This is a genomic window from Planctomicrobium aquicomposti, from assembly GCF_051466325.1.
Lineage (GTDB): Bacteria > Planctomycetota > Planctomycetia > Planctomycetales > Planctomycetaceae > Planctomicrobium.
Window position 1 is genome coordinate 777,303 of the sequence record NZ_CP195792.1, and the last position, 22,034, is coordinate 799,336.

A 22,034-nucleotide genomic window follows, 5' to 3' on the forward strand; every position below is an offset into this window, starting at 1 on the left:
ACCCGGCACGCTTGGTGGCCGGGTCACGAAGATCATGTTGTCGCCGCGTGGTCGCTGGCTTGGAGCGCTCGCCTGGAGAAATCAGTAGCCGAAGCCACCGCCACCCCCTCCGCCGAACCCGCCGCCACCAAAGCCTCCCCCGCCGCCGAACCCGCCGTAGTTCGAGTTGTTGTAGATGTGCTGGTAGTACATCATTTCAGCACGGCGACCGGTGTAGCCCGGACCATAGGAGGTCGCCACCACAGTCCGCTGCTGACCGTCCGGATTCCCGAGGTCGGTCACGATCTGGGCAATCAGGTTACGTCGCAGGGCATCGAGTTCCGGATCCGAGTTATTTGTTTCGCGTTCCACAATCACCGGAAACGGCGTGCTCCGCATGCGGGCTGCAATTTCGAGGACATGGTCTTTGCCGTCGGGTGTCAGTTCCGCCGTCTGGCCGACAAATTCATAGCGATAGACGATGAAATCGGCCGCTTCGGCGTTCGTCTGCATCACTTGATCGTGTGCACGAACGGTGCTGCCCAGAGGAAGAACATCCGGAATCGCGTTCGACTTTTTGGCCATCCAGCCGAACAGTTTCCATTCAAGCTTGCTGAAGAAGCCGCCGCCGCAGCAGCGTCCGCCGCAGTTTCCGCCACGCTGGTTACAGGGATCACAGTTGCCGGTGCCGCAGGATTCGGCCGCACAGGCCTGTGTTCCTGTTTCACAGGAATTGCGGGCCGCCTTGCGACTTCCCCAGGAATGCGCACAGCCGGTGAGACTGACCACGGCGGTCAGCAGCAACAGGCCAACGGACTGATTTTTCCTGGACATTGTTCGCCCCTCTGTTCATGCCGGTCCACGCTCCTCTCCCCACAGCATGCGGGTTGAGTCGTGACGGCCTGCGAACAAACAACCGCTGCCGGTCGTTTGCCCCCCTATGGAAGTTATCGTCGCGATAAACGCTGCAGATTGATCCCGCCAGATCACTCGCGCAATGCGGCCTGACAGCGTCCGAAATTCGGAATCGTTCCGGAAAAGACTAACGCTTGCGGTATCCCGGCTGTCTTGGATCGACGTAGGTCCCTGAAGCCTGTCGGACGGCCGGGTTCGACCGGTTGATTTGGCCGGTCTGAGTGGTTGCCGGAGTCGGCTGTGCTTGCGGACTCGGGTAGTTCGGAGCAGGGGGGACCATCGCGGGTCCACCTGCGGGTGGAGCGTATTGGTCCGGCTGCGGATACCCCGGTTGCGGGGGATAGGTCTGCTGCGGATAGGTTCCCATGCCGGGGCCCTGCAGGTTGGGATCAATGCCCGGAACCTGTGTGGGGTACTGTGTCGGTGCTGCTCCGCCGGTCGGCTGCGGGGCGATCCGCCCATCGGCCGGGGCCGGGTTAAAGAAGTTGTATCCGGCATCTCGTCCGAATCCTTGACCATTTCCGTACGGCAGCAGCTGGTAGTAACCCATGTCCGGGTTCCCTTCCGTACGGTTGTACTTGTAGAAGTCACAATCGTCCGGATGCGTGGCATACCAGCCGGGGAGCGGCGGGACCTGATCGGGGTCCATGGCCCGGACAATTTCCGGGGTGACGATGATCAGCAGTTCTTTTTCGTCTTCGGTGGCCCGTTTCGTATGGAACAGGAAGGTTCCGAGAATCGGAATCTCTCCGAGGAAGGGGATACGTGTATTCTCCACCGCTTCCTGCCGGGAGAACAAACCACCCAATACGATGGTCTGGCCTTCACGCAGCTCCACGCGGGTCTGCACCCGTTTGACGTTCAATCCGGGGATGCCCCCGACCGCATTGGCGTTATTCACTGAGCTGAGTTCGGGAACAATCTGCAGACGGATCAGATCGTGATCCACCAGCGTGGGCGTCGTGATGACCGACGTTCCAAAGCCTCGGAACGAAGTCGACTGTCCCTGGGCTCCGGCGATCCCGATAATGGTCGGCACGGCAAATTCACCCCCGGCCAGAAACGCGGCCGGTTCACCGCTGAGGGTCGTCAGCCGGGCATCTTCCATCACCTTGATGGTTCCGTTCGACGCGAGCGCGGCGATCGCCACGTTGACGTTGCCGTTGTCGAAGATTCCGGTCAGGGTCGTCGGTCCCCCGGCGAGAGTACTCGCCAGCGTGACCGCCCCGTCGTTGATAATTGCCAGAGCGTCCATGCCGAGCCGTCGCAACTGCGACCGGTCGAGCGACGCGATGCGGACACGGATATTGATCTGGAATTCGCCGGGAACCTGGAGTTCGTCCACGATCAGCGAAGAGTAGAGCCCGTTCCCCCGGCCCCAGCCTGATCCGAGTGCACCGGGAGGAGCGACCCCGGGGCCACCGCCGCCGGCGCCGTAATCGTCTCCATAGCCGAAGTCGTCGATATCCTGCACGATGACTTCGCCGCGGATGATCTGCATGATCTTCGCAGCTTCTTCCGCATCGCGGGCCTGTCCGCGGACAATGATCTTCCGCGACATCGGAATCAGATACACTTTGCTGTTCGGATAGAGCAGCGACAGCTTGCGTTCAATCCGTCCGTAGTCGATCCGGCGTTGTTCTTCGAGCGTCGGGTCCTTGATGACGGTCGCCACATACATCAGGGGCTGCTCTTGTCCCTCGAACCAGATCTGCAGGTCGGTCGAGCCGAGCGACATGCCGAGAATCGAGATTTCGTTTTCGCTGAACTGCACCACATCGATGACATTGGGATCCGACCAGGCGATGCGGCGGATGCGATCGCGTGTCACTACCAGCTGGCTGCGGTGATGAATGATTTCAATCTTCATGTTCGCCCGGGGCATCGCTTCGATGCGGCTGTCGAGCGGACGACGGGGATCGGTCGTGAGCTGGACCGGCTGCGCGGGAATTCCGGCAGCGGCGTGCTGGATCTGTGGGTCGTAATAGCCCTGTTCCTGGGCCATTTGCGGCGCGTAGGCGGAATGCGGTGGCGGCAACATCGGTCCCTGTGCCAGCAGAGAGGCTCCCGCCCCCCAACCCATCCACGCCAGCGCTGCGGCCCGAGAGTATTTCATGAGACGCACCGATCCCAAACGGCGACCGAATCCACCGAGCTTGAGACATCCTGTCTGGAATTTTTGCATCGACATCCGATGTCGCTCCTGTCACATTCGCTTGGGCCCTGTGCCCGGTTCCGCGACAGAGTTCCCTGACGCCCGCAGGAACTATGACACTGACAATCACACTGACTCGGTCTCGTTGTCGACCGGAATGAATTTCGGGGCGGTTCCCCCGCCTGACGAAACGCCCGTCGATCGCTCGTGGATATATCGTCCGTGCCCATTAAGCCAAATGAGCGGAAATTACCGGCTGAACGGGAAGAGCCGGTTCTACTGACTTTTGCTGCAACGCGGGTTATGCGCAGGTCTGCATGGTTTCGCTGCAAGAGTTGCAAAACTGCAGTCTATCCGAGGCTTTTTCTCATCCTCGCGGGGGCAGAAAGTTGACGCAGCTTTCCCAGAGGGGGATGACCCTGGCCTCCATGTAGGATTTACAAAACTGTCAGTTGTTCTCGCGAACAAACCGGCATGACAGAATTCAGCGCTCTTCCGGATTCGTTTGATAACTCCGCGAGAGCAACTCCATCGGGTGCAGGACCTCAATGTCACTTCGTCCTGCCTGTTTCAGCAGTGCCTGAATCTGCAGCGTGCAGCCGGCGTTGGCACTGACCACCACCTGTGGGTCGGTCTGCAGCAGATTGTGCAGCTTCCTCTCCCCGAGCCGATCGGACATCTCTGGCTCAGTAAGGTTATACGAGCCCGCTGCCCCACAGCAGATTTCAGATTCCGTCAACGGGACAAGAGTCAGTCCCGGAATGGACTGCAGCAGCTCCCGGGGCTGCTTGCGGATCTGCTGGGCATGGCAGAGGTGGCAGGCATCGTGATAGGTGACGCGTTGTTTCACGGCACCCCGTGGGGCGACGGGGCCCAGCTGCACGAGGAATTCGTGAATGTCCTTCACCTTCGAGGCGAAGCGATTCATCTGTTCCCGCCGATCCGGATCGTCCGCGCACAGTTCTTCGCCGACGTGTCCGTAGTCTTTCAGCATCGATCCGCAACCGGCGACATTGATAATGATCGCATCGACCTGCTGCACATCGAAGGCTGCCGCGTTCTCCAGCATCTTCCGGAGTGCCGCAGTTCCCTGTCCGGAGTGATAATCAATCGCCCCGCAGCAGGCCTGCTGTGAGGGCACAATCACCTCGCAGCCATTTTCCTGCAGAACGCGGGCCGTGGCCCAGTTGACCTGCTGGAAAAGGGCATCGGCGACGCAGCCAGTAAAGAGCGCCACGGTTGCCCGCTTCGGTCCAATCGCAGGCAGACGATGAGGAATCTCAGGCTCCCGTCCCTGCAACGTGGGGAGCAGCCGCTGCATCCGTTGCAGTGTCACCGGCAACAGGCGGGTCAGGCCGAGACGTTCCGCAGCGACATCGAGCTTCAACCACTGCATCAGCCGCGCGGGGAGCAGCGCCCAGCGCATCCGGTTCGCGTAGGGAAAGATGTGAGACAAGATCAGTCTCTGCAGCCAGGAACCGGAGGGGGCTCCCTGCTTCATTTCCGCTTTACGCATGTCGATCCGGAAGGGTTCGATCAGCCGTCCGTATTGGACTCCGGAGGGGCAGGCGGTTTCACAGCTGCGGCAATCGAGACAGAGATCGAGATGCCGGCTGACCGAGGGTGTCAGTTCGATGCGGCCTTCGGTGACGGCACGCATCAGATAGATCCGTCCGCGGGGGCTGTTGTTCTCGTCACCGGTTTCCAGATAAGTCGGGCAGGCCGACGTGCAGAGTCCGCAGTGGACGCAATCCAGAAAGCGTTCGAAGGGAATCTCTGCGCCGGGGCGATCCCCGGTCGAAGGAGTCTGGGACGGCAATTCTGTCGACGGTACGGTCTTCAACGTTCTGGTTCCCGGTGCTGGTCAAGACAGTTCCCACGTTTAGCAGGAATTCCTGATGGCAGACAGTCTGCCCAGCTGCATTTCAGGCAATTTCGCCGGGGCTCCGGCAGGCGGCTCATCAGATTCGGTTACTGCAGATCCAGTCCGGTCAGACGGTGTTCGACCGCATCGGCATGCAGGGCGAGCGCCAGAACGGACCGGCGAATCTCCTCCGGGTCAACGGTGCTCCGGGGGTAGTTGTTGAGCGTGACGAAATATTCCTGGCCGTCTATTTCCCGCAGGGCAATGGCTCCATGAGGAATCACGGAATTCAGCCGCAGGGCTTCCACGTGAAAGTGCACCTGCGCGGGACAGCAGATGCTGTAAACCTGCAGCAGACGGTCCTGAAAGTCGTGATCACTGGTTTCCACATACACCCGCTGTCGACGGCCATCGGCCAGACAGACGTCTACGATGAAGCGTTTCCCGTCCCGTCGCCAACTGACGTCGTTTTCGGTGTCGAAGGCTTCGTGCAACATCGATTCCAGATCCTGGGCGTGGCCGAGTACAGCCTGCAGCAGCTGGGCTGCGGCGATTCCCGATTGCGGTCGATTCGCCGGACTTTTCTCCATCATCATCGCCACGCATTCACACAGTTCGAGCGACAGTTCCGGTCGCAGCAGGCGCAGGTTCGGCGCTGCTTCATGGGTGATCGCATGCACGAGGGCATTCAGCTCCTGACGATGAAATGGCACGTCTCCCGTCAGCATGAAAAACAGCGTCACTCCCAGGGCGTAAACATCGCTTGCCGGGGAAGCTTCATGTCCGGCGAATAGTTCCGGGGCCATGAAGTGCGGCGTGCCCGCGAGCGTTCCGGGAAGGTCGAGCAGCGCTGACTTGTGAACTCCCTTCGCCAGCCCGAAGTCTGCGAGCTTGGCCACGCCCGTGTGCGTCATCAGCACGTTATCGGGCTTGAGGTCGCGGTGGATAATCCCCATCCGATGTGCCGCGCCCAGACCCTGAGCGATTCCGAGTGCCAGCGTCGTCGCCCGTCCCGGGAGCAAGGGGTGGTCTGCAACCAGCCGCTGCAGCGACCGGCCGGGAACGAACTCCATTTCCAGAAAGTGGAACTCCCGGTCGTGGCCGATGGCATAGACACCCACGATATTGGGGTGATTCAGCGCGGCGGCCGCCTGTCCTTCCGTGCAGAACCGATCGAGGTAGCCCGGATCTTTCAGGAGCAGCCGGGGAGAGAGAATTTTCAGTGCGCAGATCCGGTTCAGCTTGAGGTGCCGGGCCAGAAAGACCCAACCCATGCCTCCCCGTCCGAGGAACGTTTCCACCTGATAGCGGTCGATGTTCCGGCCGATCAGGGATTCGAGGAGTTCGGTTTCGCTCGGTGAAGGCTGCGCGGCTGCTGCAGGCTCGGTCACTCCCTGTCCGAAGACGAGTGTGGGGAGCGAAACCGCCGATTCCGGTAACAGAGAAAGTCCACAGCGCGGACACTGACCGTCTCCCAGCCCCCCCAGATATTCATGGTTGCAGGCGGGACAGTACAGCGTCAGGGGATCCGGTGAGAACTTTGCCAAACGGCCTCCAGCGAGTTTTCAGATTCGTAACAGCAACATCAATCGGCACATCGGGAGTGACGGTGGAACCGGAAAACCGAGGGCCCGTTTTGCGGTTCGTTGCATCAAGGAGGATTCATCCGTTGCCCGGACAGGTGCCACCCGAACCACTGTCCCGCTTTCTGCCAATCGCGTCCTGCCGGGCGGCTGTGCAGGCTTGGCGCTGACGGGGGGATATCTATGCTACACGTTCCCAGTCGATTGCCCAATGACTGGGATTTTTTGCTTTTCGACGAATCCGGATGCTTTTGCGACGATTCCATTACTCTGAAGGCCTGCCATGTTTCGCGTTCTTGTCACCGATAGTCTCTCCCAGCAAGGGTTGGATCTGCTGCGCAGCCATGCCGACATTGAAGTGGTGGAAGCTCCGGGCCTCTCGCCGGCCGATCTGAAAAAAGCTCTGCAGGAAGCGGACGGAATTGTCATCCGCAGTGGAACCAAGCTGACCGCCGAGGTCCTCGAAGGGCAGACCCGGCTGAAGGTCGTCGCCCGGGCGGGTGTGGGGGTCGACAATGTCGATCTGCCCGCTGCCACCCGGCAGGGAATTATCGTCTGCAATACTCCCGATGGAAACACGCTCAGCACCGCCGAGCACACGATCGCTCTGATGATGGCCCTCTGCCGACAGATCGGCCCCGCCTCGCAGACCATGCGGGAAGGAAAATGGGATCGCAAGAGCTTCACCGGCACTCAGCTGGCCGGGAAGACGATCGGCGTGATCGGTCTGGGACGAATCGGGATTGCTGTGGCGAAGCGCTGTCTCGGGCTGGAGATGACCGTTCTCGGGTTCGACCCGTTCATGGGATTGGACAAGGCGGCCGCTCTCGGCATCGAGCTGTATCGAGATCTCGACGCCATGCTGGTGAAGTGTGACGTCATTACCGTGCACACGCCGATGACCAAAGAGACGAAGGGACTGATCGGAAAAGAACGGCTCGCCACCCTGAAGAAGGGCGTGCGGATCGTCAACTGCGCACGCGGCGGCATCATCGACGAAGAAGCTCTGGCCGACGCTGTCGAATCGGGACATGTCGCCGGTGCGGCACTGGATGTGTTCTCCAAGGAACCGCCGCCGGAAGGCTTCCGCCTCACCAAGCTGAAGAATGTGCTGTCGACGCCGCACCTGGCTGCCTCCACGGAAGAAGCTCAGGACCAGGTTGCACTGGAAGCCGCGGAAATCGTCGCCAACTTCCTGACGAAGAACGAAGTTCGCTCAGCCGTGAACATGGTGCCGATCTCCGGGACCGAACTGGCTGTGGCGAAGCCGTACCTCGACATGGGATACCGGCTGGGCCTGCTGGCTGCCCAGCTCTGCAAGGGAGAATCGATCAAGGGAGCCCAGTTGCAGTTCCGCGGTGAAGTCGCGACCAAGGCGACCAAGCTGATCGTGAGTGCGTTTACTTCCGGGCTGCTCTCCGCCGCACTGGAACAGAAGGTCAGCATCGTCAACGCCGACCTGGCAGCGAGCGATCGGGGCATCTCCATTGGCTCCTATACGTCGGACAAGAGTGGTGCCTTTGCTTCCGTGATTTCCGTGACTGTGGAAACCGACAAGGGGAGCCGGACCGTGGCGGGTGCTCCGTTCGGCCACGATTTCCTGCGGCTCATCCGCGTGGATGATTTCCAGCTCGATGCCTACCTCGACGGACTCATGGTCCTCGTCGAGCATCAGGATGTTCCGGGAGTGATCGGTGCCATCGGAACCGCCTTCGGCAAGAACGGCGTCAACATTTCCCACATGGCTGTCGGTCGCGAAACCTCCACTCCGGGAGGAAGTGCCGTGGCGGTCCTCAATGTCGACAACGAACCCTCGGAAGCCGCACTCAAAGACGTGCTGCAGCATGAGCCGATCAAGGGAGCTAAGCTCGTTCGTCTCCCGGAAGCGGGTGCTCCGCTGCCGTGGCTGGGACTGTAAGACCGCTTCTTCCATCGCGGGTCTCCGGAGATGATCGGGAGGCCCGCGACGGCCGCTGGCCGACAAGTCCACAGGTCGCTGTGAGCCGTCGATCCTGAGTCGTCTCGCGGCGACCGACTCTCGCCATTGCTGCAATTGCCGCCGGGGCTGCCCTGTGGTCGGCCAGTTGGTACATTGGTGGAAGATTCTGACCGAGTTTCGAACGGCAGACAGGGCGAGGTTCCCCTGCTGCGGTTCTTCTTAGCGCCCTCTGGACAATCTCATGGAACGCGACCGTCTGATCGAGACGCTCAACGAGCTGCGGCAACACCTGAAGTCGGGTGGCCAGCTGGACCCCGAATCACGGCAGCTGCTGCAGGACCTGTCGGAGCAGGTCGACCAGCTGACCGTCCAGTCCGAAGAAGAGTCCAAACTGCTGGCACTGTCCGCCGAAGAAAAAGAGTCGTTGCTCGACAGGATGCTGGGACTCACCGAGGAGTTTGAAGCCTCGCATCCGCAGCTGGCGGAAGCGATTGGCAATGTCGCCAGCGCTCTCAGCCGCATCGGCATCTGAGAGACTCAATGCCCGTGCGAGGGTTGCCGGGACGCAGCACATTGGCAGTGCCCGCTGCAAGGCAACCTCCTGACCCGTCTGGAAGGGAGTTCGATCATGCTCTTTCGTGGTGAATCCTCTGTTGAGGAGATCCGTCAGCGTTTCGACAACGATGTCGAACGCTTCTCCAATCTGGAGACCGGCCAGTCGGCCACGGTCGATGCTCCGCTGGCACTGGAATTGGTCAGTCAGGCTGCTCTGGCAGCGACTCCCGCTCCCCGCAGAGTGCTTGATCTGGGGTGTGGTGCGGGGAACTTCACGCTGCGATTGCTGCGGGCGAGTGCCAGCATCGAACAGGTGACGCTGTGCGACCTCAGCGCTCCGATGCTGCAACGTGCCAAGGAACGGCTGCAGGCGGAACGCCCTCTTTCGGTGCAGACGCTGCAGGGCGATCTACGGGAAATCCCTTTTGAGCGGCAGCAATACGATGTCATTCTGGCTGGCGCGGTGCTGCATCATCTCCGCTCGGATGAGGAATGGATTCAGACGTTCGAGCGGATTTTTGCAGCGACAGCCCCGGGCGGATCGTTCTGGATCTTCGATCTGGTCACACATGGACATCCGGGAATTCAGCAGCTGATGTGGAACCGTTGGGGTGACTACCTCGTCAGTCTGAAAGGGCCGGAGTACCGAGATGAAGTCTTCGCCTATACAGCCAAAGAAGACTCCCCTCGCACGCTGGTTGACCAGCTCAGCCTGCTGATCGAGTCGGGCTATGCGGACGTCGAAGTGCTCCATGCCAACAGCTGTTTCGCGGCGTTCGGCGGCATCCGCAGTGAAGCGGCGGAGACGGGAGAAGACTGAATGCCGGTGACGGGTCCACGCATTGTCGTTGTGGGGACCAGCGGATCCGGCAAGTCGACATTCTCCCGTCGACTGTCGGAGCAGACGGGGATTCCGCATCTGGAACTCGACCGCTTTCACTGGGGCCCGAACTGGACCGAGCGCCCTGATTTCGTGGAGCGTGTCACTCAGGCAATCGGGCAGGAACAATGGATTGTCGACGGCAACTACCGTGCTGTCCGTGAGGTGGTCTGGCAGCGGGCCACGGCTCTGGTCTGGCTCAACTATTCCTTTCCGCTGGTGTTCTGGCGTGCGCTGCGGAGAACAGTTCACAGGGTCATCACGGGAAAGCCGATCGCGGGGGAAAATCGCGAGACCTGGCGGAATGCATTCCTGAGCAGGTACGGAATTCCGTTTTGGGTGGTGCGGACCCACGCTCCGCAACGACGCGAATACCGACACATTTTTGAACAGCGTCGGTACCCTCATCTGCAGATGCATGAGCTGCGTCGTCCGCGGGAGGCAGAGCGATTTCTGGCGGAGTTTGCTCCCCGCTCCGGGTGCTGAGTGCGGGGGATCTCCTTGCGGTCGGGTGCGTGTTGCTGCCGTGGGAGGGGCTGTGCTGCGTTCGCGACGCCTCCGTGACCGGAGATCCAAAGTCGGGTCGACCAAATTCGAAAAAGCCTTAACATTCCCTCTCAAGTGCGGGAATCCGTCCCGTCGAAACGTCAATCAGTAGCCGTCGATGGGTTCAGGCGATATCCTGCGTGGATATCTGGAATCGGGAAGCAACGTATGACGATCTCGGTCGAAGAATATTTTGAGACCCGGGTAGATGACCGCAAAAAAGAGGTGCGGTATCTCAACGTCATTAACAAAGACTCGTGCACCAGCTGCCAGTCCTGTGCAACCGTTTGCCCCGTTGACTGCATCTATGAAGTGCCGAGCGAGATTCCCGGCCAAAGCTATCACCAGATCGACACCTCCCGCTGCATCGGGTGTCAGATGTGCTACCGTTCCCCGAACGACAGCACCGAGGATTACCAGCTGACGATCTGCCCCTGGAACGCGATCGACATGCTGCACAATCCGAACATGAAGCCCGATCCGGTTTCAGTTCTGGCCCCCTACTGGAAGGGGGAAGAGAGGGGCCTCCCGTTCCCCAAGCTGGAAGAATACGGCTACCAGATCTTCCTTGACGGACAGGTTTATCTGCCGACGAAGCGGCAGGACCTGATCGACATTCTGGAATGGTTCACGAAGCCCCACTGGCTGTACAGCGAAGAGGGGGAGACCATCGCCATCGCTCGTCGCAGCCAGGAAGACGACGTCAAAGTCTGCTACGTCGCGACGGAACCGGCGCGGGACCTGCTCGACTGCATCTTCGCCGACTGGGACCGCATCTGGATGGATTAGGTCTTGCGGCGATCGATCACTCCCACCTTGCCATGCGAAGGTGAGCCCTGGCAGCGCCCGACGCGCGGGTGACGGGAAACCGCTGCACCGGTTGATTCAGGAATGCTCCGTGGTCTCTTCCTCTGTTGGCCGCGCCTCGCTGAACACCCCGCATCTGTGCCGGCATTGATTCCGCTCCGAGTTCCTTGTGGTGGCGGCTCCGCGCAACCTGCTGCTTTCCAACAGATGTCCTTGCCAGTTGAATACCCGCTTGCCGGTGACTGATGTTGCGCACGACGGTAATCATCCCTCAATATGGCCAGCCCGAGCTGACCATCAACGCCGTTCGCACGCTCCTGCAACATCACACACAAGCAGTCGAGTGCCTCATCGTGGATGACGGGAGCCCGGCCCCCTGTCGTCGACAGCTGCAGCAGACGCTTCCCGCCGAAGTCATGCTGCTCCCCAGTCAGCGTCGCGGTGGAGTGACCGCCGCCTGGAATGCCGGCGCACGGTCCTCCACTTCCGAGCTGCTGGTCTTCCTGAATAACGACACCCTGACGACCGGCTGCTGGATTCCCCGGCTGACTGCTCCTCTCTCCGAGGCCTCGGTTGAACTGGTCGGCTGTGAGGAGCGAATGGAAAAGGATTTTCCCGACGTCGCCGGGGGCGCGGGCTCGTCTCTCATTCTGGCAGGATGGTGCTTCGCCCTTCGACGCGACACCCTGCTGGAACTGGGGGGATTCGATGAACGGCTGCGACTTTATTATTCCGATACGGATCTGCAGGCGCGGCTGTGGCGGAAGTCGCTGCAGGCCTCGCAGCGGCCGGCATCTCCTCCGTGGCGATGGGTGGGAAATCTCCCCGTGACGCATCTGGGACACCGTTCCACCCGTTGTCTGAAGAGCCGCTCCCGGGAATGGCAGGCCGACCGACAGCTCTTTCTGCGGAAGTGGAGGAGCTGAGGCATGGCTCCCCATCTGGTTCAGGTCTGTAATGTGGGCGAGATCTGTGGCGGCACCGGTGCGTGCGCCTGGACGATCACGCGAGCCTTGCCGGGCTTTCGACATACCGTGCTGTCTCTGTCGCCGTGGACCGCAGAATCGCAAAAGGAGTTTGGCGAGTGTGAACTCCAGCACATCCCACGCGTGACGAATGGACTGTTGCACCGGCTGTCCGCCGATTTGGTCATTCTCCACAACACCGCGCCTTCGAGGGTGGATGAACTCCACCACTGTCCTTCGCTGCTCTATGCGCATTCCCTGGGAGCACGAGCCGACGCCACATGGCGAGTTGCCTGCTCGGGGTGGCTGTCTGCTCAGCAACGGCTCGGGCTCCCAGTGCTTTATCAGCCGGTCCCCGTTTCGGAATGGAAGAAGCCTGCTCCGTGCCGCCAGTTCGATGAAGAACTCATCATCGGACGGATGTGCACTCCGATTCTCAAGAAGTGGCCGCTGGAGATCATTAAGGATTACCGCCAATGGGCCAATGAGCATCCCCGGGTCTTCTGGGAGTTCGTGGGAGCCCCGGAAGCATTGCGACCGCAGTTGTCGGCGGCCTGTCAGGAGCGGGTCCGGTTCTGGCCGGCGGAGTGGTCCGCGCGACAGCATCTGCACCGCTGGCACGCCTTGCTGTATCACCACCCGACGCTGACGGAATCGTTCGGGCGAACTTGTGCAGAAGCGATGCGCTCGGGCTGCGTGCCGATCGTCGACGCTCGTGGAGGATTTCTCGAACAGGTGGAATCCGGCGAGTCCGGATTTCTCTGTCGGGCGACAGCAGAATTTTCGGCAGCGATCAAAGCGTTATGCGATCCGGCTCTCCGCTGGACGATCAGTCGGAAGGCGAAAGCGGCTGCAGACAGTCGCTGTTCCTATGCGGCATTCCGGCAGCAACTGGATGAGATTCTCCGCTCAGCGCCTGGCAGGAAGTGAGAGTGACGTGGACCCGTCAGGAGAACTGTTCGTTCAGTTTGACGAGCAGCTGCCCGGCCCCCTGCAACGCCTGCGGCGGAATCGTGTGCGGTCCCGGGAAGTCAAAGAACTGCACATTCGCCCCCGACTCGATGAACAGATCTCGCAACCAGGTCGCTGCTTCAAATGGCAACAAGGGGTCGAGCCGACCGTGGCTCTGCACAATGGGAACTCCGCTGAGCCGATGCATCCGCCCGCGCCAGTCCGCTTCATTCAGGAGCGTTCCCGACCAGACAACGAGTCCCCCGGGAGGCTCGTCAAGATGGAGGGCAACGTCTGTCGCCAGCATCGACCCCTGCGAGAACCCTCCAATGACGAAACGGGAGTAGGGAAGCTCGAAGTTCTGTTGCAGCTGTTGCAGCACCCCCATCAGGGCGTTGCGGGCCTGCGGAAGTTCTGGCGGGCTCTCTCCACGCAGATCACGAAACGTTCCCTGCTGGGAAGCCATCATCAGTTTCTGCATGTCCAGCGGCCACCAGGCGCGGCCATAAGGCAGGCCATGCATCTCCAGCGACAGGGGACCGGCAGGAAAGACGATCTGAATTTCATCGAGCAGCGATGAAAAGTGATCCAGCAGTTGGGCACCGACGGGGACCAGATCATCCCCAGAAGCGCCGAAACCGTGACAAAAGACGGCAATCAACCGCGGTGCCCTGGATGACGTGATCACATGGCAGTCAATGTCGGCGATTCGTCTCGATTCCAGATTTGCCATCGGACCTCAATTTCTCCATCCATTCCAGGTGTCCTCTCTGGATTCTATCGGACTTTCTGTCGCTGACGTCGGATTTTGTCCCGGCATTTCCGGGCCTTGAGACAACATTTCCTTCGCAGGACAAATCAGCGAAGATTGATGCGGCCCCGTCCGGAACGTCATCAAGACCCACCCGAATTGCCGGGCGTCGAAGGCGACTTGCCGCTCTCCAGAATGCCGCGATGTTCAATCCGGTGCGGATCGACCTTTTGACACTATCCGTGGCGGATCGTCCACTTTTCCCGCTGTTTTGCAGCAGGGTCAGCTGCCGACGCTGAACAGTTCAAGCCCTACCGACGAGGCAGATAAGGGCCGTTCTGCTGGGGAGGCTGATTCTGGATCGGCATCTGCGGTGCAGGAAGGGCAGGCTGTGAGGGCAGGTACTGTGGGTACGATCCTGCGACTGGCTGCACTGCATATCCGGAGCCGGACTGTTGCGCGCCAAAGTTCTGGACAGGCATCCCTTGTTGAGGGGTCGGAACTGAGGTTGTTGTGGGGTTATAAGGCTTGGGGTAGTGGTCCCATTCCCTGACCGGCGGGAGATAAGGCTGCAGCGGCGTATGATGACCGCGCGACAGGTCGGTCATGTTTTCGTAGCGATGCCAGAACTGCTGCGAATACGGGAGAACGGGTGACATCCCCCAGCCGGCCGCCGTCTGGGATTGTGCAAAGACGTTGTGGTAGTTGTACGGCAGGAAGGAGTGATAGCCACCGTAGTAGGGCATGTCGTGGAGATAGCCATGCTTCCACCGCTCCTGGTCGTCGTACCGAAACAGCGGTTCGTTGCTGCCGACCGAGGACGCTCCCAGATAGGCATCTCCATAGCCGACGTTCTGGGCACTCAGAGGATCCTGTGCGGCGGCCACACGTCCGGCGAGCACCAGGCACAGCACTGCCCACGACTGCTTTTTCATATCATCGTCCTTGATGGGATCGGAGGGGAGAGGATGGATGACGAACCTCCGCGCACGCAAATCCGGTGCTCCCTCGCCGTAATCATCGGCACGTCTCCCCCGACCATGAGAGGATTTACCGATTTTGAGGGAGAATTCCCGGCCCGAAATCAATTCCGTTCCGGATATTCGCCAGCGGCATCAAAGTCGAGGAAGGATTTCCGCGGGAAATCTTCAAGTTTCAAGACCTGCTCCCCGGGGGCTTGTAGACTTCAGGCAGTCCCCCCATTGACTGGAGTCTGATGATGGTCATTCGCTTTGCCACCTGCATTTTTATCGTTCTCTGCTTCGTGCTGCCGACATTGGCTGCTGAGCCGCTGCTGCCGCATGCACCGGCTGCGAATCCCTCCCCGGCGGCGACGACGGTCGTTCCCACCCCCGCCAGCCCCCCTTCGCATTCGCAAGGTGTTTTGTCTGCTCCCGTTGCACCGGTTTCTCCTGAAGTCTCCGGGTCGTTTTACACCTACGGAGACTCGTACTGGAGTGCCGTTTCGCCAGCCTCAACACCGGCCCAGTTTTCACAAACTCCCGGCTATCCTCGTAATCTGGGGGGAGTTGCTCCGGGGACATTGCATGAGCGATATCCCTACTACAGCTATCGCCGGCCGTGGTATACTCCCGGTCCCGTCAGCCAGAATGTGACCATCGTCTGGTAGGCGAATTTTGCTGGACCGCATCCGGTCAAGCAGGAATGGGGCATCCCGCCAGTGACAGAGCTTCCGTGGGCAACGGAAGAGCCGGGCGGGTTAAAACGCAGGGCTTCAATCATGGGGGCGACGGGGAAAATCCGGAGGCTGATGCATCTTCTGGAGCGGTTGCAGACGGGGCGAACGCATAGCACCGACGATTTGGCCGACTTCTGCAAGGTGAGCCGAAGAACCGTCTTTCGAGACCTGAAGACTCTTCAGGAATCGGGAGTTCGCGTCCTCTACGATGCGCAGAGGCAAGGCTACTGGATTCCCTCGCACGTCTATCTGCCCCCCGCGGAACTGAGCCTCTCCGAGACCCTGTCGCTGATCGTGCTCGCACAGGAGGCGAGTCACCGCGAGCGCGGCATTCCGTTTCTCGATGTGGCTCGCGAGGCCAGCTTCAAATTGCAGGGAAACCTTCCTCCGCACCTGCAACACTATGTCAGCGAGTTGACCGCGGCCATCAAGATCGAAATGGAGCCCCTCGCCAGACAGCCAGATGGTCGGGAACATTATCAACGTGTGCTGGAAGCGATCACGGGCAAGAAAAAACTTCGAATCCGCTATCACAGCGTATATGAGAAGGGCACGATCCAGACTCTGGTGAGCCCGTACCACCTGCTGTTTCGACGCCACACGTGGTACCTCATCGGTCGATCGTCCCTGCATCGCGAAGTCCGGACGTTCCACACAGGACGGATCGAGCATTCGGAACTGACCGAGGAATCGTTCACCGTTCCCCCCCGATTCAATCTTCGACGGTACTTTGGCAACGCCTGGAATCTCATCAAGGAAGCGAAGTCGCCCGCCCGCGTGGTGATCCGTTTCCAGCCGATGGTCGCGACCAATGTTTCCGAAGTGACGTGGCACTCCACGCAGCAGCTGAGCTGGAATGAGGATGGGACGCTCGACTTCACCGTGGATGTCGATGGCATCAACGAGATTTCCTGGTGGATTCTGGGCTATGGGGATCAGGCGCGGGTGCTGGAGCCGCCCGAATTGGAGGCTCTGATTCACCAGCGCGCGGAAGCGATGGTCGCCCAGTACAGGAGAAGCGAACCAACGTCCTCTTCCAACAGGTGAGGAATCGTCGCTGAGCCGCTGTTTTGAATTCATCTCGAGTTCCGTACTGATCATGGAGTTGCGGGCGCCATTGCGTGTTGCGGCTTCCGTTCCCCGACGAACCGTTGGGCCGTTTTGCTGTCTGGATCCCGGGAGCTTCTCCTCCGGGAGCGAGAGAATCCGGAAATCGCACTGGAAACTCTCCCGTCGACCGACGGTTCGCCTATAATGGCGGAACACCCGGGAAGCGATCGTGGTGCACCAGGACCGCAAAAGGAACGCCGAGTGATGAATCAGACGCCCGCAGTCAGAGCCGAGTCAGTGTTCCAACTGAGCCCTGCTGTGCGGTGTGCAGTCGGGTGGATGCTGCTGCTGGCGATGTCCGGCGTGACTCTCGCTGCTCCTCTGGCGGAACGGGTGCAACAGGCCGAGAAGCGGCCGTTGGCTCAGCTGATTCCTCTGGTCAGTCCGATCATGGACGAGAATCTGGGTCAGGTGCGACGGGCAGTGCTCGAACTGCAGGATGCCGCACAGCGCGAAAATCGCCCCGCGTTTCTGATTCTGGAAATCCCTTCCGGTTCCAGCCAGTTTCACAATTGCTATGCCCTCGCCGACTTTCTGACTGCGGAACCGTTGACCAACGTTACCACGGTCGCGTGGGTGCCCAAAACCGTGACCGGGAACAATGGCCTTGTCGCCTTGGCCTGCAACGAAATTGTGCTCGCCCCCGATGCCAGTCTGGGTGATCTGGGGAGCGGCAAAGCTCTCCCGGCCGATCAGCAGAAAATTGTGCAATCGATTGTGGCCCGCCGCCGGAATCCCAAAGTCAATGAGGCCTTGGCTCGCAGCTTCAGCGATCCATCGGTGGAGTTGGTGCGACTCACGGTTGAGTCAGACGGCCAGTCCCGCGAAGCCCGGATCCTGACAGCCGAAGAGGGTCGACAGCTGCGTGAAAGTGGTGCGGTGATTGCCGATGCCAAGGTTCTCCACGAAAGCGGAACCCCGCTGACGCTCAGTGGTGCTCAGGCGCGGAACCTCGACATCCTGGCGGTTCATACCGCAACCAGTCGACGTGATTTGATCGACCATTACGGGCTGCCGGTTGGGGCCCTCCGCGAACTCTCCCCGGCGGAACCGAGCGGGAAGGTTGCCTACATCCAGCTGCACGACATGATCGATGAAGTGTTCGCAGCGTTTGCCCAGCGGCAGATTGAACGGGCGGTGCAGTCGGGGACCAAACTGATCATTTTTGAAATCGATTCCCCCGGTGGTTACCTGTGGGTCTGCGAAGACCTCTCCCGTACGATCGCCGCGCTCAGTCAAAGGGATATCAAAACGGTCGCCTACATCCCCCGCGAAGCGTACAGCGGCGGAGCGATTCTGGCGGTCGGCTGCGATGAAATTTACATGCAGCCACAGGCGACCATTGGCAATGCGATTCCGATCAACATGATGGGGGGCATTGTGCTGCGGGCAGAAGAAAAAGCGTTGAGCAGCGAGCTGAAGCTGCTTCGCGAACTGGCGGATGCGAAGAACCGGCCAGCAGCGCTGCTGGAAAAGTTTGCGGATAAGGACCTCGAAGTCTTCCGGGCCACCGACAAGAAAACCGGGAAGGTCTGGTTTCTGAGTCAGGATGAAATTCATCGTGATGGCGACAAATGGGAAGCGGGCCCGCGGGTTCCGGAAGCCCGTCCGGGGAGCGCGTTGACGGTCAGCGGAACCAGAGCCCATGAGTTGCTGCTGGCCGAGGCCCCCGTACAGGATCTGAATGAGCTCCGCCTGCGACTCGGAATTCCCGAAGGGGAACCGCTTCGGGCGATCGGGCGGACCTGGGTCGATACGCTCGTCTTCACCCTGAACACCAGCTGGGTCACCGGGCTGCTGTTTTTTGTGGCGATCGTCTGTATCTATCTCGAGCTGATGACGCTGAGCGGCTTTTTTGGAATTCTGTCGGTCGTGGCGTTCGCGATCTTCTTCTGGAGCAAGATGCTCGGAGGGACCGCCACCGGACTGGAGGTCGCCCTGTTCATGATCGGGATGGGCTGTCTGGCGATCGAACTGTTTCTGATTCCGGGCTTCGGTGTGTTTGGTGTCAGCGGAATTCTGCTGGTGCTGGGATCGCTGGTGATGGCCAGCCAGACCTTCACCGGCTTCAATCTGGAGTACGACATCGAGCGACTGGCAAAACCGTTGGGGACGCTGGGTGTTGCCCTCGCGGGGGTGATCGCGGTCTCCGTCGCAACCAGTCGCTGGATGAACCGGATTCCGCTGCTGAAGCATATGGTGCTCGCTCCACCGGGAGACCCGGAGCTCGCCAACGAGCCGAGGCTCCGTCCGGACGAGACAGGCAGCGGGGAAGTCCCGATTGGTGCGCAGGGGACGACGCTGACCATTCTGCGGCCGGCCGGCAAGGCCCGCATTGACGGACGCCTTGTCGACGTGGTCAGCGACGGCCCTTTTATCGAGCCCAATACCGCGGTGCGGGTGGTCCAGTCCTCCCGGAACCGGATCGTCGTTCGCGAGGCCTGATTCGCTCAGGCACCCGGCTCTGGAGAAGCTGCGAATTTGCCCGGGTCCGTCAGAGGTCGCTATTCCATGTTCAACCGCTCACGCCAGAGCACCAGTTGTTCCTGCACACGGGCGGGGCCCCCGGAACCGTAGCTGATCAGGGCTGCGGCCGCTTTTTCCGCCCCCAGGATGTCGTACACATCATCCTCAATGAGAGACGACGCCTGCTGCAGCTCCGGCAGCGGCAAGGCTGAGAGAGGGCAGCCGCGCGATTCGCACGTCGCGACAAGTCTGCCGACGATCTCGTGTCCAGTGCGCATCGGCACTCCTTTGCGAATCAGGTATTCCATGAACGCGGTGGCGTCGAGGAAGCCTTCTTCAATGCGGGCCTGAATCCGTTCACGATTCAAGCGGGCGTTTGCCACGATCGCCGGTGCCAGCTGCAGACAGGCTGACAGGGTGTCGAAGGCGGCAAAGGCCGCCAGCTTGTCTTCCTGCAGATCGCGATTGTAGGCCATCGGCAGACCCTTCAGCAGGAGCATCAGCTGCTGTGAAGCGGCGATCACCCGCGCGGATTTGCCCCGGATCAGTTCCAGAACATCCGGGTTCTTCTTCTGCGGCATAATCGAGGAGCCGGTGGTAAAGGCATCCGACAGTTTGAGGAGCCCAAACTCGGTGGTGCACCACAGGATCCATTCTTCGGCCCAGCCACTCAGGTGGACGGCGATCAGAGCCAGCGCACTGGTGAACTCCGCCAGATAATCACGATCGCTGGAGATATCGAGACTGTTCGCCGCAGGAGCGCTGAACCCCAGTTCCCGCGCGGTGAATTCCCGATCGATCGGCAACGAGGAACCGGCGAGTGCCGCCGCTCCCAGTGGGGACAGATTGATCCGGCGACGACAGTCACGCAGCCGGTCACGGTCCCGCTGGTATTTTTCGCAGTAGGCCAGCCAGTAGTGCACGGCATTGACCGGTTGGGCCCGTTGCAAATGGGTATATCCCGGAAGCACGACATCAAAATCGTCTTCAGCGCGGGTGACGAACGCCTTCTGCAGTTCTTCCAGCTGCTGATCGATCTGGTCGATCGCATCACGGAAATAGAGTTTGAGATCGGTGGAGACCTGATCGTTGCGCGACCGCCCGGTGTGCAACTTGCGCCCCACATCGCCGAGTCGGGCAATCAGGGCCGACTCGATGTGCATGTGGATGTCTTCGAGCGAGGTCTTGAACTCCATCTTGCCCCGCTCGATCTCGCGCAGAATCTCGCTGAGAGCCGAACAGATCTGGTCCCGTTCACTCGTGGAGATCAACCCGACATGGGCCAGCATGCGGGCATGGGCCTGAGAGCCCCGCACGTCGACAGCGGCCAGCCGAGAATCAAAGGAGATCGACTCCGTAAACAGCTCGACCTGCTTGTCAGTCGGCTCGCTGAATCGTCCACCCCAGGCTTTGTCTGCCACGCTGTCTGATCCTTGAATTCGAAAAGGTAACTGGGCGGTTTGTCGCGCCCGCTGTTTGAAAATGCCTGTGCGTCCCGAGAGAGATTCTGTCGGTTGGAACCACCTGAGTTCAACTCGAGCGGGAAAGATCCCCGCCTCTCCACAGCCGGGGGAGAAATCCGCATACCATTCCAGCCACCAGACCACCAAAGTGAGCCCCGTTGGCCACCTCCCCCTGCATGAAGAACGTACACAGAAACAGCCACGCGATCATCTGAAACACAATTTCACGGGGCATGCGGAGGCCGTCTTCCGGCAGAAACTGGGCGCGCATCCACATATAACCGAACAGCCCATAGAGCACGCCCGACATTCCTCCGAAATTTGCGTTTTCCACAGCATACTGTGTCAGGTTCGACACCGGAGCCAGGATCAGGACCAGCCAGAGCAGGGCCCGCCGACCACGAACCCGTTCAATGGTCCCCCCCAGCACGAACAGCACATACATATTCAGGGCCAGATGCAGCGGATGCAGATGCAGAAAGATGGGAGTGAACAGCCGCCAGACTTCACCCCGTTCGATCTCCGGCAGGCCCCGTTGCAGTTCGAATGTCGATCCGTTCAATTGCAGGCGCGGGACAGACATGATCACCTGCTGAAACAGTCGACCCTGTTCCAGTTCACCGAACCGGGTGGCGAGCGTCACCAGCACGCTGCTGATGATTAACAGCCAGGTGAGTGGTATTCCTCCCGAGCGACGCACTCGCCGCGTGGCGGGAGGAGGGGCCGGAACGGGTGGAGGTGGCGGAACATCTTTGACGTCGAACCGGGCGTCGAGCGGGTTCGTCTGAAACTGAGCGAAGGCTTCCCGGCTTGTGGGGACGTCTTCTTCATCGAAAACCCAGAGTTCACATTCTGCGGAAGGAAGCTCGTCAACCCGGCTTTCGATTCCCTGTGCATGAAGATAAAGCTGCAGCCGTCGCGCCTGGCGGGCGGAGGGGAGTTGTCCAAGTTTTCGCATGATTCCATTTCAAACGGCAGTGACCGAAGGAACTGCCTCCAAAACACCAATTGCTGACCATCAGCGCACCGCCAACTGGCCGAACGTGTACTGTAACCGGACGGTGCCTTGCAGAATACTGATGTGCCGGGAACTGGCCGCTGGGGGAAGACGGGAAATCGGATTGTGGTTCTGTCGGCGTCCCGGGGGCGGTGGTAGTCGTCTGAAATCGACGGGTGGCGACAACCGGGTGGCGACAATGGGAGTGATCCGCGCTCTGGCGGCTGCGGAATGTGACGGTTCGACGGGGTGGATTGCCGCAGCGCAACGGGACGCAGCGGAAGTTCCTTGAACGGGTAATTCGGGCACCTTTATACTTCCCACTGGACCACCCCCGCAGCGCCGGACCAGCACTGCGGGACGTGGAACAGGGGCCGAGCCCTCGCCGCACAGACGGCCCGGCCACCGC

19 protein-coding genes are annotated in these 22,034 nt (G+C 60.4%); 11 read left to right on the forward strand and 8 right to left on the reverse strand.

Annotated elements, in window-relative coordinates; translation table 11 throughout:
- Positions 1-81: 81 nt before the first annotated feature.
- The 4 genes from SH664x_RS02935 to SH664x_RS02950 form a co-directional block, all read right to left on the reverse strand.
- A complete protein-coding gene (locus SH664x_RS02935; protein WP_437204905.1) occupies positions 82-813 on the reverse strand; it encodes a hypothetical protein in 732 nt (243 codons plus the stop codon).
- Between the two features lie 208 nt (positions 814-1,021).
- Entirely contained in the window at positions 1,022-3,010 is a 1,989-nt protein-coding gene (locus SH664x_RS02940; RefSeq protein ID WP_437204907.1) for a pilus assembly protein N-terminal domain-containing protein, read from the reverse strand.
- 523 nt (positions 3,011-3,533) lie between these two features.
- Entirely contained in the window at positions 3,534-4,892 is a 1,359-nt protein-coding gene (locus tag SH664x_RS02945) for a (Fe-S)-binding protein (protein ID WP_437204908.1), read from the reverse strand.
- A gap of 128 nt (positions 4,893-5,020) precedes the next feature.
- Entirely contained in the window at positions 5,021-6,460 is a 1,440-nt protein-coding gene (locus SH664x_RS02950) for a serine/threonine-protein kinase (protein WP_437204909.1), read from the reverse strand.
- Between the two features lie 319 nt (positions 6,461-6,779).
- On the opposite strand from SH664x_RS02950, the gene serA reads away from it, so the two are divergent.
- The 7 genes from serA to SH664x_RS02985 all read left to right on the forward strand — a co-directional run bounded on the left by serA (position 6,780) and on the right by SH664x_RS02985 (position 13,118).
- Complete coding sequence (serA, locus tag SH664x_RS02955) at positions 6,780-8,414, forward strand: phosphoglycerate dehydrogenase (RefSeq protein WP_437204911.1); 1,635 nt, start codon at positions 6,780-6,782, stop codon at positions 8,412-8,414.
- 262 nt (positions 8,415-8,676) lie between these two features.
- A complete protein-coding gene (locus SH664x_RS02960; RefSeq protein WP_437204913.1) occupies positions 8,677-8,967 on the forward strand; it encodes a DUF4404 family protein in 291 nt (96 codons plus the stop codon).
- A gap of 96 nt (positions 8,968-9,063) precedes the next feature.
- Positions 9,064-9,810 (forward strand): class I SAM-dependent methyltransferase, encoded by a 747-nt coding sequence (locus SH664x_RS02965; protein ID WP_437204914.1) that lies wholly within the window; start codon positions 9,064-9,066, stop codon positions 9,808-9,810.
- Positions 9,811-10,356: an AAA family ATPase gene (locus SH664x_RS02970; protein ID WP_437204916.1), complete on the forward strand. Its 546-nt coding sequence runs from the start codon at positions 9,811-9,813 to the stop codon at positions 10,354-10,356. It begins immediately after the preceding gene.
- A 228-nt stretch (positions 10,357-10,584) separates the two neighbouring features.
- Positions 10,585-11,205 carry a 4Fe-4S dicluster domain-containing protein gene (locus SH664x_RS02975; RefSeq protein WP_437204918.1) on the forward strand — a complete coding sequence of 207 codons (621 nt, stop codon included), beginning with the start codon at positions 10,585-10,587 and terminating at the stop codon, positions 11,203-11,205.
- A gap of 263 nt (positions 11,206-11,468) precedes the next feature.
- Positions 11,469-12,149 (forward strand): glycosyltransferase family 2 protein, encoded by a 681-nt coding sequence (locus tag SH664x_RS02980; RefSeq protein ID WP_437204920.1) that lies wholly within the window; start codon positions 11,469-11,471, stop codon positions 12,147-12,149.
- Positions 12,150-12,152: 3 nt separating this feature from the next.
- The gene (locus tag SH664x_RS02985) at positions 12,153-13,118 is read left to right on the forward strand and encodes a glycosyltransferase family 4 protein (protein ID WP_437204922.1); all 966 of its coding nucleotides are present in this window, start codon (positions 12,153-12,155) and stop codon (positions 13,116-13,118) included.
- A gap of 16 nt (positions 13,119-13,134) precedes the next feature.
- Here SH664x_RS02985 and SH664x_RS02990 read toward each other — a convergent pair whose 3' ends face one another.
- A complete protein-coding gene (locus SH664x_RS02990; protein WP_437204924.1) occupies positions 13,135-13,872 on the reverse strand; it encodes an alpha/beta hydrolase in 738 nt (245 codons plus the stop codon).
- 329 nt (positions 13,873-14,201) lie between these two features.
- Positions 14,202-14,825, reverse strand: coding sequence for a hypothetical protein (locus SH664x_RS02995; RefSeq protein WP_437204925.1), 624 nt, complete (start codon positions 14,823-14,825; stop codon positions 14,202-14,204).
- Positions 14,826-15,106: 281 nt separating this feature from the next.
- Between SH664x_RS02995 and SH664x_RS03000 the strand changes: the two genes are divergently transcribed.
- The 3 genes from SH664x_RS03000 (at position 15,107) to SH664x_RS03010 (ending at position 19,144) form a co-directional block, all read left to right on the forward strand.
- The gene (locus SH664x_RS03000) at positions 15,107-15,520 is read left to right on the forward strand and encodes a hypothetical protein (protein ID WP_437204926.1); all 414 of its coding nucleotides are present in this window, start codon (positions 15,107-15,109) and stop codon (positions 15,518-15,520) included.
- Positions 15,521-15,661: 141 nt separating this feature from the next.
- On the forward strand, positions 15,662-16,636 hold the full coding sequence (locus SH664x_RS03005) for a helix-turn-helix transcriptional regulator (protein WP_437204928.1): 975 nt from the start codon (positions 15,662-15,664) through the stop codon (positions 16,634-16,636).
- A gap of 267 nt (positions 16,637-16,903) precedes the next feature.
- Positions 16,904-19,144, forward strand: coding sequence for an NfeD family protein (locus SH664x_RS03010; RefSeq protein ID WP_437204930.1), 2,241 nt, complete (start codon positions 16,904-16,906; stop codon positions 19,142-19,144).
- 59 nt (positions 19,145-19,203) lie between these two features.
- Here the strand turns inward: SH664x_RS03010 and argH are convergent, their stop codons facing one another.
- Entirely contained in the window at positions 19,204-20,586 is a 1,383-nt protein-coding gene (gene argH / locus SH664x_RS03015; RefSeq protein WP_437204931.1) for an argininosuccinate lyase, read from the reverse strand.
- A 109-nt stretch (positions 20,587-20,695) separates the two neighbouring features.
- Positions 20,696-21,586, reverse strand: a complete 891-nt coding sequence (locus SH664x_RS03020; RefSeq protein WP_437204933.1) for a rhomboid family intramembrane serine protease — start codon at positions 21,584-21,586, stop codon at positions 20,696-20,698.
- On the opposite strand from SH664x_RS03020, the gene SH664x_RS03025 reads away from it, so the two are divergent.
- Positions 21,585-21,917 carry a hypothetical protein gene (locus tag SH664x_RS03025; RefSeq protein WP_437204935.1) on the forward strand — a complete coding sequence of 111 codons (333 nt, stop codon included), beginning with the start codon at positions 21,585-21,587 and terminating at the stop codon, positions 21,915-21,917. The genes SH664x_RS03020 and SH664x_RS03025 overlap by 2 nt on opposite strands.
- Positions 21,918-22,034: the final 117 nt, after the last annotated feature.